The organism is Haliea salexigens DSM 19537 (assembly GCF_000423125.1).
In the GTDB taxonomy this organism is placed as follows: domain Bacteria; phylum Pseudomonadota; class Gammaproteobacteria; order Pseudomonadales; family Halieaceae; genus Haliea; species Haliea salexigens.
The window spans coordinates 178,414-192,341 of record NZ_AUHJ01000009.1 but is presented as its reverse complement, the minus strand read 5'-3'; the positions used below and the strand labels follow the sequence as shown (position 1 = coordinate 192,341).

Below are 13,928 nucleotides of genomic sequence, written 5' to 3'. Positions count from 1 at the left end.
GGCGGCACAGTGGGCACGGCCCTGGCCGGCGCCCACGGCAGCCTGACCCTGGCGGCGAACGGGGAGTGGACCTACACGCCGAACGCGAGCGTGCCGGCGGGCTCCAGCGACGTCTTTACCTATGAGATCACGGATGCAGACGGCGACACCTCCAGCACCACACTGACGTTGACCTTTGCCGGTGATTCGGTTCCTGTTGTCACCGTATCCAACGATGCCATGGTCGATGAAGACGATTTGCCTTTTGGTGTGGGCGACCAGGCTCCGGGTGATGACGACGCTGTACCGACCGGCCAGATACAGTATGACCTTGGTGGTGACAGCTTTGCCTCCATTGCCCTGTCCACGGCAGGCGGGACAACGCCACTGTTCACCAACGACGGTCAGGCAGTAGACACCTTCTGGGATGCGTCAAGCAGCACGCTCATTGGCTATATCAGTGGCCAGAACCCCATGGTTGCGGGCAGCCAGGTGTTCACCGTGGCGCTGAGCGGCATCAATAGCAGCTCGGCTGATTACGCCGTCACCCTGCTGCAGCCGGTACGCCATACGCCGTCCGCAGAGGAAGACAACGTCGCTTTCTCGGTGGATGTCAGCGTAACCGATGGCGACGGCAGCGTGGGCACCACCGCATTCACCGTCAGCATCGACGACGACAGCCCGTACGGCGCTGACACCACAGCCGCGACATTGGTCGTGCCATTGAGTGAGCTCGCGGTGGGTTCACTCAGCGCCGGTTGGCAGAACGTGACCTCGACCAGCGGCAGTGGCAGCATTGGCTCCAGCGCCGACAGCAGTGGCATCGGCCTGCAATGGGGGGGCAGCAGTGGTTCAGGCTATGATTTCGATTACGCGCCTTCACTTGTCGGCAATGTGCCTGTACAGGCGGACAGTGTGTTTTCGGTTGGCAGCCTGACGCACAACAACTTCCCGATCTCACTCAGTGCCAAAGTGCTGCAGACAGTGGATCTGAATGTCAGTTTTATGCTGGTGATTGACGGTGTCGCAACCAAGGTGACAAGCACCGTGGGGCTCAGCCACACAGAGACACCCAACAACGCCTCTCCCTCTGCCAATCCGGCCAACGACGATTTCGTGAGCATCTCCAACCTCAATCAGGTCCAAGTCATTACGGTGGGCGGGCGCGAGTTCGAAGTGGAAATTCTCGGCTTCCGCGATGCCCAGGGGAATCTTGTCAGTTCCGTGCGCACGGTTGAGGGCCAATCCACGTCGTACGAGTTGTTTGCGGAAGTACGGTCCATGGATGACCTGCCCGAGCTGCAGGGCACTGTGCCCGGCAATTGGGGTGCGGACGGCCCCGGGGCGAACGGCTCACTCGTCTGGACCGGCGAGAGCGGGGGGCAGGTACAGGGTAGCTTCGGCGTGCTCGCGGTCGATGGCGAGGGTGGTTACACCTATACCCTCTCCGCCGCAGCACGGGGTGACATGAGCATCGGTGACATGCGTCAGGAGACCTTCACTTACACTCTGGTGGACGATGACGGCGACAGCCAGCAATACACGCTCACGTTGAACATCGACGGTGTCGCCAATGCCAGTATTGTCGACGGCGTCGTTGAGGGCATGAGCTACGAAACCTCCTCGGGCCTCACCGGCATCACCGATGAGGACGGCGGGTTCAACTACCGACCGGGTGATACAGTCACGTTGCGCGTCGGTGGCGTGGTGCTCGGGTCTTTCCTGGCGGAAGAGGCGATTGCCGACGGCAAGGTCTTCCTGCAGGAGATTGCCGGCGTCGGCTTGCACGACCTCAACGATGACCATGTCGAGAAGATGGCGGTGTTCCTGCAGTCCATCGATAACGACCCCGATCCTTACAACGGTATCGTTATCACGGATGGTGTGCGTGCAGCACTCGCGGATGACGCGTTTGACCTTGACGCTATCGGCAAAGATGACCTGCAGACGCTGTTGCTGGAAAATGGCTACGCGCCAGTCGATGAAGATGGCGCCATGCAGCACGTCAAGGACATGATTGTGGAGCATGCCGGCCTGACTGAGTTCGATGCGCGAGCCGCGGATAGTGGCGCTCTGCTGGCGAGCCCGGGCGATGATGTCTTCGCTTTCTCGCTCGCAGATGCCGACACGGTGCCACCGGAAGTCAGCATCCTCGGCTTCGGGGAAGCGGGTAGCGATGCACTTGATCTGCGCGATCTGCTGCAGGGTGAAGAGTCAGCGGACCTCACCAGCTACCTGAACGTCAGCTATGACGGTAGCAACACGGTGATAGAGGTCAGCGCCACCGGTGCCTTTACCGGCGGTGCAGATGATGCCGGCGCCGTCAGCCAGACAATTCACCTCGAGGGTGTTGATCTGGTAAGCGGCCACGACGATCTGGCCTCGGTGATCCAGAACATGCTGGACAGCGGCAGGCTGACTGTCGACCAGTAGGGTTCTGGGCTATCATGACCCTGGCGACCAGAGGGTTGCCGGGTTTTTTTTATGGAGTATAGGCGCGATGCCCTTTGTACAACGCGATTCCGCTCAACGCATTATCGCGGTCAGTCAGCTGCCCCAGAATGGCATGGAGCCGGTAGCGGCAGATGACAGCGAACTGGTCGAATTTCTCGCGGCGCTAAATGACGAAGCGAGCCGCATCAGCGCAACCGACCAGGATTTCGTGAGGGTGCTGGAAGACGTTGTGGAGCTGTTGGTCAGCCGCGGTGTTATCCTGTTTACCGATTTGCCCGACTCCGCCCAGCAGAAGATGATTTACCGACAACGCCTGCGCAGTGCTCTGCCAGGCAGCCTTGATCTGCTCGGTGACGATTAGCGCGCTGAGCTGTCATCGGCGAGAGCGGAAATTGCCGGTCCGGTCGCACCGTCGAAACCCAGCTCCCGCAATTGCTGCCACTCCCCTGTGCTGCGCACGCCTTCGGCGATGACCGTCACACCGATGGAGTGCCCGACGGTACAGAGGGTCCTGAGCAGTGTCTGATTGCCTGCGTTGCTGTCGATATCGCGGATAAAGGCCGCGTCCACTTTGAAGTAATCGAGGCCGATCTCGTGCAACTGACCGATGTCCGCCAGCTGGTGGCCGCCGTGTTCAATGCCCACCTGGCAGCCGTAGCGGCTGGCGTGGCGGGTCAGGAGCTTGAATGCGTCGAAGTGACGAAACGCCATGGATTCAGGCACTTCCAGCCAAAGCTTGCCGGCGGCTTTGCCGGCAGTGGACAGGGTTTGATCGAGCCAGTGCAGGAAGGCGGGCTCGACCAGCGCGCCCACAGAGAGGTTTACAGCCAGTGGGGCCGCCGCGTCCTCTGCTGCGGACAATGCCATCTCGATCACCCGCTGGTCGAGGTCACCTGACATTTCCAGCCGGTTGATCCAGGGTAGAAACGTGGCGGCCGCGAGTTGCTGGTTGTCTTCCAGCAGGCGCACGGGGGCTTCCACATGCAGTAGCTGACCCTCGCTATCCAACACGGGAAAGCTGGCGAGGCTGAAGCGATCCTCGAGAAAGGCTTTTTGCAACACGCCCTTCCAACGCGCCATCTGCTCGCGCACGGGCTGTATCTGGATGTCGCCGGCAAAGGTGATGTTGATGTCCGAGCTGCCGGCCTGGGCAGCCGGCACCAGGGTGCTGTCGAGTCGGGTGAGCAAGGTACTTGGCGTGTCTTCGTGGGTGTACAGCGTGGCCGCAGCAGGTAGCGCCGTGTCCGTCTGCATACTGTGCGCTGCCAGCACCTCCAGCATCAGTGACTGCATTTCTTCCACGAGTTCCCGTGGATCTGTTGAGCGCGGTGCCATCAGCGCAAAATCGGAGCCGTTCAGCCGCGCTGCGGCCCAGCGGCTGTGTCGGCTGACGATGGTGTTCAGCGCGGCGCCAATGTCCGCCAGCACGCCATCGGTGGCTTTGCGGCCGTAGGTCTGGTTCAGGCGAGTGAGGCTGGCAACGCGCACCAGTGCAAAGCTGCCGGCTGCGTTGACATCGTCGCTATCCAGCGCCGCGTCGAGAGTGCGCAGGAAGGGCTCGCGGCTGAGCAGGCCGGTCAGGCTGTCGGTGTGCGTGTCTTTCTGCCATTGGTTCAGGCGGCTGGCTTCCTGTTGCAGGGCACTGCGTATGCGCTTTGAAAGCGCATTCATGGCGCTGACGAGGCGTTTGAATTCCAGCGTACCAGGCTCCGGCAAGGTGACAAACCGTCTTTGACCAATCGCTTCGGCCTGTTCCACCACCTCGTTGAGCGGTCTGATGATACGGCGTAACAGATAGCTGCCCAGCAGGCCGCCGCCGACCATGGTCAACAGGAACATCAGCGCCAGCAAGCGGGTGCTGTCCCACAGCGCGCGATAGGCGAAACGCGAGTGGCTGCGCACCGTTAGCGTCCCCAGCTGCTGCCAGCCTTGCTGTACCTGTGCTACGCCCGGCTCTACCTCAAGGGGCAGCACCTTGGGCAGCCAGCCGGGGGCGTCGGTGAGCGGCTGGCGGTCCTCACGGCGAACCAGTACTTTGCCGTCGGGGGATACCAGCTCTATGAGCTCGTAGTGCCCGGTATCGAACTGCGCAGCCAGTGTCAGTTCGAGCAGCACGCCATCGGCCTCCTGTTGGCCCAGAGAGAGGGCCAGCGCCGCTGCGTTGTCCACGTTCTTCAGGTACAACTGTTGCTGCAGGTAACGCTGTGCCGCCAGGCTGCTGACGATGAGGCTGCTGCCAAAGGCGAGGGCCAGCAGCAATACAATGGCCAGCCAGAGTTGTTTGAAGAGTGACATGGCGGTTTTCCCTCAGTTGTCCTGTATCAGCCCAGCCCGTCGGCGGCCATGCGTCGCAGAAGATCGCGCCAGCGCGACAGCCTGGCGGCCGGATTGTTGATGGCCGGCGCACTACTACCGCCGACCCAGAGTCCCTCGCTGTTGAAGCCGAAAACCGGTTTCAGGTCCTCGCGCTGTGAGGCGGGCCGCACCTCGGAGATCATATTGTCGAGTATCAGTGGGTCTGCGTTCGGTGTGGGGTAGTAGGCCAGCACCATGTGCGCCTGGGTCACGTTGCCGTAATTGCCGCCGAGTCGGGCCTTCACGTAGGTAATGCGCATCTTGTGCACATCCACACCCGCCAGCAGCAGTGTCATGTACTTGGCGATACTGAAGTCCTCGCAATCCCCCTCACGCCGGGCCATCAGCTCCAGCGGTGTGGCCCAGTAGTCGTGCTGTTGCCAGATGTCGATATCCTGCCGCCAGCGTGCAAGCCTGTTGAAGTAGGCATTTACACGTTCGATTTTCTGCCTGTCATCAAGCGCGCCCAGTGCGTCGAGCATCGCCCGCCAGCGGCCAACCGTAAGGGCTGTCTCCGGGCCATGACGGCTCATCGCGATGCGCTCCATGCGATCCAGATCAGCCTTGGCCAGCAGGATCGCCGCGCACAGGGTCACCACCAGTGAGAGGGCGATGAGCCCGGAGACACGCTGTAGAGGATTACCCAGTGAGAGCATTGCGTTCTTCCAGTGCCGGCTGGCATTGCCTGCGTGCACCGCCGAGTCTACGTGAAATTCAGGCAAGGCTGCGCGATTTGTTGTCAACCGCGTTCCGGGCGTTGCTGTTTGTGATGGAAGTCATAGTTTTACCGGCTGGAAATGTCAGCGGAGACACCAGTTACAGTACAATAGCAGCGTTTTGAGCAGGTAGGAAACCAGCCGTGCAGGTGCGGGCTGATGTTGTTCAACCTAAGGAAAGGGTTCCATGAAAAAGCAACTCTGTTTGGCGGTCGCCGTGTTGGCGACAGGTCTGCTGCAGTCTCAGGGCGCGGCAGCACAAGCGCAGCCGGTCGCCGACTTTCGGGAGGCGGTTACCCAGGCCGTACTCACCAATCCACGGGTCAATGCGGCGTGGTACAACTTTGAAGCGACCCGTGAAGCACAGCGTGCGGCAGAGGGTGGTTATTTCCCCAGTGTTGACCTGAGCTCTGAAATTGGTCGTGAGGAGCGTGAAACCCCGCTCGTGGACCTCGGCAGCTACACCCGCGACGCGACACGGTTCACTATCACGCAAATGTTGTTTGATGGCTTCGCCACCCGTGAAGACGTGCGTGCCCTCGGATTCTCCAAGCTGAATCAGTACTACGAGCTGCAGCGTGCCTCGGAAGAGATCGCGTTGGAGGCCGCGCAGGCCTATCTGGATACGGTGCGCTACCAGCAACTGGTGCGCTTTGCCGAAGACAACTACGTGTACCACCGTGAAGTGTATGACAAGATTGCCGAACGCACCCGAGGTGGCGTGAGCCAGGGTGTTGACCTGGAGCAGGCTGCGGCGCGAGTCGCGCTGGCCGAGTCGAACCTGCTCACAGAGATGACCAACCTGCATGACGTGCAGACGCGCTTCCAGCGCATTGTGGGCAATGTGCCGGCGGATAGCCTGAGCATGCCGAAAATTCCATCCTCACGCATTCCCGAGCTGCGTGAAACGGCGCTCAATGTGGCCTACGAGAAAAGCCCGGAAATTAACGCTGCTATCGAAAACCTGCGTGCCGCCCAATCCAACCTGAACCGCACCAACGCGCCCTTCATGCCGCGGGTGGATTTTCGCTACCGCAACGAAATCGAGCACGACACAGATGGCCTGGATGGCCGTTATGACGAAGAGGCTGTAGAACTGGTGCTCAACTACAACCTGTTCCGGGGCGGTGCCGATAGCGCTCGCAAGCGGGAGTTTTACAACCGCTACAACTCGGCGCTGGAAGAGCGCAAGCAGGCCTGCCTGAACGTGCGTCAGAACACCATGATTGCCTTCAACGACATTCAGGCGCTGGAGCAGCAGGTGGTGTTCCTCGGCCGCAACCGAGTGTCACAAGACAAGACGCGCCGTGCCTACCAGGACCAGTTCGATCTCGGTCAGCGCAGCCTGCTCGACCTGCTGGATTCACAGAACGAGTACTTCGAAACTGAGCGTGCCTATGTGAGCGCCCAGGCAGCCCTGCGAGCGGCGCAAACGCGCACGCTGTCGAATATGGGGCTGTTGCGTGCCGCCATGGATGTCGACAGGCTCAATGCGGAGCAGATTGCCGAGTACAATCTTGAACTCGCCCGCGGTGACGACCCCAATGGCCAGGCGCTGTGTCCACTGGATGCGCCACCGGCAGTGAAAGTCGACAAGGAGGCTCTGTTGGCGCGCCTGGCCAGTGCCAGCAGCAGTCAGGATGCGAGCCGCTACCGCAGCGTTGGCGACAACCGGGTGGCAGCATCACTGAACGTGCAATTTGCGGTCAACTCCTCACTCATTACCAGCGCCTTTGACGAGGAGATCGGCAGGGCGGCAGCATTTTTGCAAGCCAACCCGGACGTGGTGGCAATTGTCGAAGGCCACACCGACATAAGCGGCACCGCGGTTTACAACCAGTGGCTGTCCGAGCGTCGTGCCAACGCCGTGCGCAGTCTGTTGGTGGAGAAGTACGCGGTGCGCGATACGCAGATCAGTGCAGTAGGGCATGGCCAGAGCCGCCCGATTGCTGATAACACCACCGCCGAAGGCCGGGCGCTCAATCGTCGGGTCGACCTGGTGTTGGATAGCAGCGGGTCCTGATTGCGGGGAGACCCAATCGGTCAACAAAAAAAGCCCGGCTCGTGAAAGCCGGGCTTTTTTATAGTTGCGCAGACGGAGCTAGAACGAGTACTTGGCTCTGACGCCGATAATGCGGCCTTCGTCGACGAACTGACTGTGCGTGCCCGCCAGCACCGGCGTGTCAAAGCTCTGCACCAGCACCTCTTCATCGAAGATGTTGCGCCCGTACGCCATGATTTCCCAGTTTTCGCCGCGCAGACCGGTGCGCAAGTTCACCTTGCTGTAGGAGTCGATGCGATCGATCGGGTCATTGTCGCCGCCCGGCTCGAAGCTGTCACGGTAGTTGGCTTCGCCTGACAGGAACAACTCCAGGCCATTGTTCATCGGGTAGTCATAGTCAAACGTGAAGGTGCCCGTGTACTCGGGTGCGAAAGTGGTTACGGCACCGGAGAGGTCATTGCTCGTGAAGCCACCGGGCGTGCCACAGAGCGGGTCCACGTCAAGTTGTATGGCTGTACACGGTGCGTCCACGAAGGAATCGTACGTGGCATCCAGATAGGCGCCGCTGAGGCCGAGGCGCAGATGGTCGGTCGCCTGCCAGAGCATATCGACCTCCAGGCCTTTGATCTCCGACTTGGCGGCGTTGGTGACGCCGAAACCGAGGCCTTTGAAGATCGAGGTCTGCAGGTTGTCGTACTGGGTATAGAAAGCGGCCCAGTTGACGGTCATGCCACCGTCCAGCAGTGTGTGCTTGCCGCCGACCTCGAAGGCATCCACCTCTTCATCTTCAAACTCGAAATCCTCGTTCGGGTTGGTGGGGTCGTAACAGGCCTCAACCGGCTGGCCGGGAACGCAGGGGAAGGCGCCGGGTGTGAGGTCACCGGGTTCGCCGTCGTCGGCGTCAGTGAAGCCGCCGCTCTTGAAGCCCTGGGAGAAGCTCGCGTAGAGCATGCTGTTTTCCGTGGCGTCCCACTGCACGTTGACTGATGGCAGCCACTTGTCGGTGCTGCGCTCCTGTTCGTAGTCGTAAATATAGGCGTTGAAGCTGGTCGCCTGGATGAAGCGCAGGAAGAAGTCCTCCGAGGGATTATCCATTCCCGTGATGCTGTCACTGAGGAACTGGTTGGTGTCCACTTCCTTGTTTTCTTCCGTATAGCGAAGGCCCACCGTAACCCGCACGCTGTCGCTGAGGTTGAATGTGCCCTGGCCAAACACGGCGAAGGAGTCGGCATCCTGGTCATAAAGGTGGTTGCGGCCAATCTGCTCAGCCGAGTAGGCGCCGCCACTGACCAGCGCAAACAGGCTGTCCACACCCAGCAAGCCGGGCACCAGGCCATTCATGTTGGCATCCAGCGTCACGCGGCGATCAAATTTGAGCGTGCTTTCCTCGTAATACACGCCTGCAACGTAGTCGAAGAACTCACCGCCGGGTGAGGCAAAACGAAACTCCTGGCTGAACTGTTCGAACTCCTGGTTATCGTCCCGATGGATAAACTGCAGCGGTAACCAGTCGACGTCTACGCCGTCGATATACTGGTACTCCGACCACCCTGTGATTGAGGTCAAAGTGCCGCCGGGGAGTTCGTAATCGATATTCAGTGCGAAGTTGTCGAAGTCCTCGTCGCTGCCATCGGGGTTCTTGCCGATGCCCAGGCTGCCGCTGCCTACGCCGTTATCCTTGAAGGTGACAAACTCCCGCTGCCCAATCTCGTCAAAGTCAGGGAAATAGCTGTCGGTCAGCAGGTAGGCGATGGTGGCAAAGGCCGAGCGGTTGGGAAACAATTCGTCGCGGCTTGCCGGGTCCAGGTAGCGCTTGGTGGTGGAAGGCGAACCGATACGCTCGTACTCCGTGTTGCTGTATTTGAAGTTCACGCTGAGTTCGTCGCTGGGTTGCCAGACTGTTGTCAGGCGGAAGGCGGTTTCGTCGATCTCACCCTCGGAGCGATTGAGGAATTCGTTGTCCATGTAGCCATCAGTCATGCGCGTCTTGAATGCCAGACGTGTTGCGAAGGTGTCGGTCAGCGACCCCTGTACGAAGCCTTCCAGCAACTGCCCATCGTGTGATTCGAAGCTGGCGGCGATTTCACCGCTGAAGCCCTCGCCCGGGTCCGGTGATGCACTGATGATGTTGACGGCCCCCGCGACGGTGTTCTTGCCGAACAGGGTGCCCTGCGGGCCGCGCAAAACCTCTACCCGTTCCAGGTCGAGGAAACCCGAGCGATACTGGCGACCACGGCCCATGTAGATGCCGTCGATATACATGCCCACTGATTGCTCAAACCCCTGGTTGTTGCCGGAACTCACCCCGCGCAGGTAAATGTTGGTGTTGACCGATGCGGCCGCGACGTACAGGTTCGGAACGTAATCTGACAGTGCCTGCATGTTATGTCTGACCCTCTGCGGGGCCAGTGACGCAACATCAATACTAGGTGATTACCTCACGCCGACACAATACCCCGGCGCGTCTTGCTGTTGGTCCCTTGCCACAGCAGTCTGTTACGCTGACCGCTCGCTGGCTCGTTTATGAAAGGAGGGTGCGATGACAACCCGTACAGAAACAGACAGCCTTGGCGAGGTGCAGGTGCCCCGCAGCGCGCTGTATGGCGCGCAGACCCAACGCGCGCTCAATCATACCCAAATCGCTCCCCGACGCACCATGCCGCCGCCATTTTTGCACGCGATGGCCCTGCTGAAGTCCGCGGCTGCACAGGCCAACGCGAAGGTAGACGCGCTGAGCCCGGCACTGGCAGCGGCGATTGTCGAGGCGGCGGAGGCGGTCGCGAGCGGGCACCACGACGATGCCTTTCCGGTGCCGGTGTTCCAGACCGGTTCCGGCACCAGCAGCAATATGAACATGAATGAAGTGCTGGCGAGCCTGGCCAGCCGTGCCCTGGGTGAGCGTGTGCACCCCAACGATCATGTCAACTGCAGCCAGAGTAGCAACGACGTTGTGCCTTCTGCCACGGCCATCGCTGCAGCCCGGGAGATCCGCACGCGCCTGCTGCCTGCGCTCGGGCAACTGGAGGAGGTGCTGTGCCGGCGGGGGGATGAGCTTGAGGCTGTGGTGAAGACCGGTCGCACACATCTCATGGATGCCATGCCGGTCACCCTCGGTTTCGAGCTGCGTACCTGGGCGGCGCAGTTGCAGGACTGCCGCCAGCGGCTGGCCGATCTGCAGCCACGGCTGTGTGCGCTGGCTATTGGCGGGTCCGCAGTCGGTACCGGCGTCAATGTGCCTCCGGGCTACGTGGAGGCTTTGCTGGAGCGCTTGAGCGAGCGGGTGGGATTCAGCCTGACTGCGGCTGCAATGCCCGCGACGCGGATGGCCGCTCAGGAGACTGCTGTGGAGTGTTCTGGTTGCCTGCGCAGTATCGCGCTGGTCCTCATCAAGATGGGCAACGACCTGCGCTGGATGAACTCAGGGCCGCTCGCGGGCCTGGGCGAACTGCAGCTTGAGGCGCTGCAGCCGGGCTCATCTATCATGCCGGGCAAAGTGAACCCGGTGATTCCCGAAGCGGTGCTGATGGCCGCTACCGAGGTGCTGGGCAACGATGCGACTGTCGTGTTGGCGGCGCAGTCGGGGAACTTCCAGCTCAACGTCATGTTGCCACTCATTGCAGACAAACTGCTGGACAGCATCGCGCTTCTCACAGGGAGCTGTGCATCAATGACGGACTGCCTGGCGGGGCTGCAACCGCTTGCTGACCACGCCGCGGCGACCCTCGCGCGCAACCCTGTGCTGGTTACGGCCCTGAATCCCGAAATTGGCTACGAGGCCGCGGCGGCCATTGCCAAGCGGGCGGTCGCGGAGGGGCGACCGGTACTCGATGTGGCGGAGGAGGACACTGGCATGTCACGGGACACGCTCGCCCGCTTGCTCGACCCCGGACCTCTCGCGCGCGGAAACCACGGGGGATAGGGTGCAATTGATGAGAATCGACCGGGTTTGACGTACCCCTGAGTAGCGCAATCGGCGATGCTGACAGCCACTTGAGAGAATGTGTGCTGGATAGGAGTCGCCGATGCCACTGCAAACAAGTCAACGTGTGCTGTCCGGTGTGCTCTTCATGCTACTTCTCTTGCCCTTGTCGGCAGCCGCCCAGTTGCCCCTCAATATTGAAGAATTGCTGGTGACCGGGAGCACACTTAAGCTGCAGACCGTGCTCGGCTATAGCAGCACGGATCGTGTGCTATTCGGCGGCATGCCGGACATCCCGGGTACCTCGCCACTTCCGCTCGTCGATCACCAAACCCGGTCCGCAACGGCGGTTACGCGGCTGCGCTACGGTCTCGGTCGTACTGTCGAGGTCAACGCCAGTGTGCGGCGGACCCGCGTCGACTGGCAGCGCCCGGGAGCGTCCGGTGGCGGCGACGAATACGCGCTGGGGCTGGGTGCCAACTGGCTGGTGTCACCGGATACGAAAACCCCGGCGCTGTTGCTCACGACCGGCCTCGATGCGCTGGAAACCAGTTGGCTGGCACCGGATGAGCGTTACCTCGGCAAGTCGCTGCGTGTCGGGGCGCACGTCTACCGTGCGCTTGATCCGGTGGTGCTTTCCCTGGCGGCTCTCTACGAGTGGCGCGGCGCGCGCAGCATTGGCCCGAGTCGTTACGATCCGGGCGACATTCTGCGCTTCCAGCCACAAGTCAATTTTGCGGTGAACCCTCGTGTAACACTGATCGGCGGGCTCTCCTGGCAATATGTGGCAGCCGACCGTGTCGACGCGGTGAGCCCTGCGGGCAGCCTTTACCAGACCGATCTCTCTTTCGGCCTGGGCCTGCAGGCAGGCCGCGACTCGATTATTTTCGTTGACACGCGTGTCGCTACCAGTGGCGGTCGCGGGGCCAGCGTGGGTGTCGACTGGCACTACCAATTCTAGCGTGGGAGTGGCGATGGGCCTGCCACGAGGGCACGGTTCACAGCAGGATAATCTGTGTACAAGGAGACGTACCATGAAAACACTAACGGCAATGAGCAGCAGCCTGGCGCTGGCTGCATTGATCTTCAACCCACTGGCGGCGAGCGCGGCGCCCACGCAGGACCCACCCTGGGTGGCCAGTGCCTTCGGCAGCGCGGGCACGGTACCGGAGGGCGCCACGCTGCTCTCCGCGCCGGAGCTGGCATCCAGTACCGGGCGACTGGCTCCGCTGGCGATTGCTCTCGGTATTGCGGGTGTGGACATCGCGCTGATGTCCTTCTATTGGGGGATCTATGTTCCCCAGTACGGCGGCGGTGGTGGTTCCTGCGCGGTGTGTAACAATTCGAAACTCAATTCTCACTGAGTAGGCCAGGCAGCGCCCCATCGATGGACTATGCTGTTGTCGTCGGGCGCTGTTTTTCTGTCAATTGTGTAGACGTCTAGGAGGTCTGGATGCGTGACCCAGCCCTGGAGAAAAAGCTCAGGGACTATCGTTTTGAGCAACTTGAATTGCGCCACTCAATCCGCCTGCTGTTTCAGGGCAGTGTGGCGGTGATGAGCCTGGTCGCCCTGCTGCTGGCCCTGTTCCATGAGCGCTGGCCCGTGGCGGTATTTCTGGCCCTGGCGGCGGCTGGCCTCACTCTGGTCAGCGGAGTATCGATGCTGCTCAGTCGCCGCCACGCCCTCGCGGAGTTGCAGCGGGAGTTGTCCCCCGGCGAGACCTATGAGCCGCCAGGGACTGCGCTCTAGATCGGTCCGGCGCCGCGCCGCGCATGGTCTGGTCACGGGGGTTGTGTTGTACCTTGGCAGCATCCTGCTGGTGCCGGTATCTCAAGCTGGTGAGGCCTCGGACTTCAAGTCCTGGCTTGCGCTGCGCGATGCCGGGATCGTCAAACAACAGCGGGATTTTTCCTGTGGTGTGGCGGCACTGGCGACCTACCTTAGCCTGTACCTCGACACTCCCGTGACCGAGGCTGAACTGTTACAGCTGCTGCAACTGCACGGTGACGACTGGGGGCTGCCCGAGGATTGGCGCGAGCAGGGGGTTTCCTATGCCACCCTGATAGCCCTCGCGACATATCACGGTGTGCAGGCCGCAGGCCTCGCCGTGACACCCGAGCGACTCATGTCGCTGCGTGTGCCGGCGATTGTGCGTCTGCAGGTGGACGGAGTCGCCCATTTCAGCGTGCTGCGGGGCATTGATCGCGCCGGGCGACTGCACCTGGCTGACCCGAGTTGGGGTAATCGCCAGCTGAGTTCGGACCGCTTCCTCACCCTCTGGCTGGACCCGGCGCAGAATGCGCAGGTGGGGACTCTGATGCTACTGCGTAACAACAGAAGCGTGCAGCCGCTTGACGGGCCCGACGCACTGCAGTCGCGGCGGCCCCTGGTGCGCGCGCCCGGCTAGTGTCAGCGGCGGCGTGTCGTTGGCAGCGTTGACAATACCCTGTGGCTGGCTAACGATGCGGCTTTCGCGTGGGTGGAATGATGGAGTGTCTTGCG

General features: G+C 61.4%; 11 protein-coding genes. 8 read left to right on the top strand and 3 right to left on the bottom strand.

Annotated features, from left to right (window positions below):
* Positions 1 to 2,412, top strand: a 2,412-nt coding sequence (locus G533_RS0112085) for a choice-of-anchor K domain-containing protein (RefSeq protein ID WP_027950168.1), incomplete at its 5' end; no start/stop codon positions are given.
* A 67-nt stretch (positions 2,413 to 2,479) separates the two neighbouring features.
* Complete coding sequence (locus G533_RS0112080) at positions 2,480 to 2,794, top strand: hypothetical protein (RefSeq protein WP_027950167.1); 315 nt, start codon at positions 2,480 to 2,482, stop codon at positions 2,792 to 2,794.
* Here the strand turns inward: G533_RS0112080 and G533_RS0112075 are convergent.
* Both G533_RS0112075 and G533_RS0112070 read right to left on the bottom strand, forming a co-directional pair.
* Positions 2,791 to 4,728: a bifunctional diguanylate cyclase/phosphodiesterase gene (locus G533_RS0112075; protein ID WP_027950166.1), complete on the bottom strand. Its 1,938-nt coding sequence runs from the start codon at positions 4,726 to 4,728 to the stop codon at positions 2,791 to 2,793. The genes G533_RS0112080 and G533_RS0112075 overlap by 4 nt on opposite strands.
* 26 nt (positions 4,729 to 4,754) lie before the next feature.
* On the bottom strand, positions 4,755 to 5,531 hold the full coding sequence (locus G533_RS0112070) for a transglutaminase-like cysteine peptidase (RefSeq protein ID WP_240472428.1): 777 nt from the start codon (positions 5,529 to 5,531) through the stop codon (positions 4,755 to 4,757).
* A gap of 160 nt (positions 5,532 to 5,691) precedes the next feature.
* Between G533_RS0112070 and G533_RS0112065 the strand changes: the two genes are divergently transcribed.
* Positions 5,692 to 7,527: a TolC family outer membrane protein gene (locus tag G533_RS0112065; RefSeq protein WP_035527818.1), complete on the top strand. Its 1,836-nt coding sequence runs from the start codon at positions 5,692 to 5,694 to the stop codon at positions 7,525 to 7,527.
* Between the two features lie 78 nt (positions 7,528 to 7,605).
* Here G533_RS0112065 and G533_RS21850 read toward each other — a convergent pair whose 3' ends face one another.
* The gene (locus G533_RS21850; protein ID WP_338035400.1) at positions 7,606 to 9,915 is read right to left on the bottom strand and encodes a TonB-dependent receptor; all 2,310 of its coding nucleotides are present in this window, start codon (positions 9,913 to 9,915) and stop codon (positions 7,606 to 7,608) included.
* Positions 9,916 to 10,045: 130 nt separating this feature from the next.
* Here G533_RS21850 and G533_RS0112055 point away from each other — a divergent pair, with 130 nt between their 5' ends.
* From G533_RS0112055 to G533_RS21845, 5 genes are all read left to right on the top strand, one after another.
* A complete protein-coding gene (locus tag G533_RS0112055; RefSeq protein ID WP_027950163.1) occupies positions 10,046 to 11,425 on the top strand; it encodes a class II fumarate hydratase in 1,380 nt (459 codons plus the stop codon).
* Positions 11,426 to 11,528: 103 nt separating this feature from the next.
* Positions 11,529 to 12,386 carry a hypothetical protein gene (locus G533_RS0112050; protein ID WP_027950162.1) on the top strand — a complete coding sequence of 286 codons (858 nt, stop codon included), beginning with the start codon at positions 11,529 to 11,531 and terminating at the stop codon, positions 12,384 to 12,386.
* 73 nt (positions 12,387 to 12,459) lie between these two features.
* Positions 12,460 to 12,789 (top strand): hypothetical protein, encoded by a 330-nt coding sequence (locus G533_RS0112045; RefSeq protein WP_027950161.1) that lies wholly within the window; start codon positions 12,460 to 12,462, stop codon positions 12,787 to 12,789.
* 89 nt (positions 12,790 to 12,878) lie between these two features.
* Positions 12,879 to 13,175 (top strand): hypothetical protein, encoded by a 297-nt coding sequence (locus G533_RS24820; RefSeq protein ID WP_027950160.1) that lies wholly within the window; start codon positions 12,879 to 12,881, stop codon positions 13,173 to 13,175.
* Positions 13,150 to 13,833 (top strand): C39 family peptidase, encoded by a 684-nt coding sequence (locus G533_RS21845; RefSeq protein WP_051230268.1) that lies wholly within the window; start codon positions 13,150 to 13,152, stop codon positions 13,831 to 13,833. The genes G533_RS24820 and G533_RS21845 overlap by 26 nt, the downstream gene beginning before the upstream one ends.
* The last annotated feature ends 95 nt before the right edge of the window (positions 13,834 to 13,928 follow it).

Excerpts from the sequence above, each read along its gene's own strand:
- G533_RS0112080 (WP_027950167.1), top strand. The coding sequence starts at position 2,480 with ATGCCCTTTGTACAACGCGATTCCGCTCAACGCATTATCGCGGTCAGT.
- G533_RS0112075 (WP_027950166.1), bottom strand. The coding sequence starts at position 4,728 with ATGTCACTCTTCAAACAACTCTGGCTGGCCATTGTATTGCTGCTGGCC.
- G533_RS0112065 (WP_035527818.1), top strand. The coding sequence starts at position 5,692 with ATGAAAAAGCAACTCTGTTTGGCGGTCGCCGTGTTGGCGACAGGTCTG.
- G533_RS0112055 (WP_027950163.1), top strand. The coding sequence starts at position 10,046 with ATGACAACCCGTACAGAAACAGACAGCCTTGGCGAGGTGCAGGTGCCC.
- G533_RS0112050 (WP_027950162.1), top strand. The coding sequence starts at position 11,529 with ATGCCACTGCAAACAAGTCAACGTGTGCTGTCCGGTGTGCTCTTCATG.
- G533_RS0112045 (WP_027950161.1), top strand. The coding sequence starts at position 12,460 with ATGAAAACACTAACGGCAATGAGCAGCAGCCTGGCGCTGGCTGCATTG.
- G533_RS24820 (WP_027950160.1), top strand. The coding sequence starts at position 12,879 with ATGCGTGACCCAGCCCTGGAGAAAAAGCTCAGGGACTATCGTTTTGAG.
- G533_RS21845 (WP_051230268.1), top strand. The coding sequence starts at position 13,150 with ATGAGCCGCCAGGGACTGCGCTCTAGATCGGTCCGGCGCCGCGCCGCG.